We start from the raw sequence: 1,234 nt of genomic DNA, 5'->3' as shown, positions 1-1,234 counted from the left end.
CCTTTACTGGTAAACAAAAAAATGGTACAACAACATGGGATCAACCTAATCACACTTATGGTAAAGAAACAGTTCCAGTTGTTGAACATTACTATGCCGATAAGAAGGAAGCTGGATCTAAGACAGTAACTCCAGATCAACCAGAAGTTACGGATAAGGTTACTTATAAACCACTTGGTAAGATCATCCCAGTTGATGAAACCAATACACCAATTCCAAGTGCACCAACTCCACAGTACAACAATGATCCACAAGATCCAACTAAGGGTGGCAAGACTCCAACTCCAATTATCCCAGGTTATGTGACAGACACTCCAAGTGTAACACCATCTAATCCAGGAACTGATACCCCAGTTGTTTACCGTAAAGCCGATCAAAAAGCTATTATCAAGTATGTCGATCAAAATACAAATACGACACTTGCCAATGATCAAGTCGGTGGTAAATCAGGTGAAGCTATCAACTACTCAACTGCAGCTAAGATTAAGTACTATGAAGATCGTGGCTATGTTCTTGTAAGCGATGAGTTCCCAGCAGGAGCTACTTATGACACAGATGCATCTGTTGATCAAACTTGGACAGTAACTTTGAAACATGGTGAAACTCCAGTAGGACCAAACGATCCACATAACCCAACAGATCCAATCAATCCAAATGATCCAAACAGTCCAACATACCCTGCGACAGATCAATGGAAGAAAGATGTAACGTCAACTGTTAAGTATGTGGTATCAGATGGTAAGGCAACTGCCCCAGCTGACAATGTTCAAAATGCACAATGGACACGTACCTTGACGCTTGATAAGGTAACAGGTGAAGTTCTCTCATCTACTCCATGGGCAGCTAATAAGGCTAACTATGATGCAGTTCCAACACCAGGATTGACAGGTTACTATGCGGATAAAGCAAATGTTGCTTCTAAGACAGTCACTCAAGAAAATCTTGAAGAAACTGTAACTTACAAACCACTTGGAAACTTGGTTCCAAAACCAGAGACACCAAACGATCCAAACTTCCCATCAACACCAGAAGTGAAGTATCCAAATGATCCAACGGATCCAACGAAACCAGGTCAACCAGTTGTTCCAAATGTACCAGGTTATGAACCACACCTTCCAGATCCAAAAGATCCAACGAAACCAGGTCAACCAGTAGAACCAGGAACACCAATCACTCCTGAAAATCCAGGTACTGACACACCAATTATCTACGTACCAAAAACAACTGAAGTTAC

1 protein-coding gene is annotated in these 1,234 nt (G+C 41.5%); it reads left to right on the top strand.

Features of this window, described 5'->3' with window-relative positions:
- Nucleotides 1-1,234, top strand: a 1,234-nt coding sequence (locus tag ACVC7Q_RS09890; protein ID WP_447265726.1) for a mucin-binding protein, incomplete at both ends; no start/stop codon positions are given.

It is taken from the genome of Streptococcus sp. W151 (genome assembly GCF_053010205.1).
This window is presented reverse-complemented; position numbering and strand designations above follow the sequence as displayed.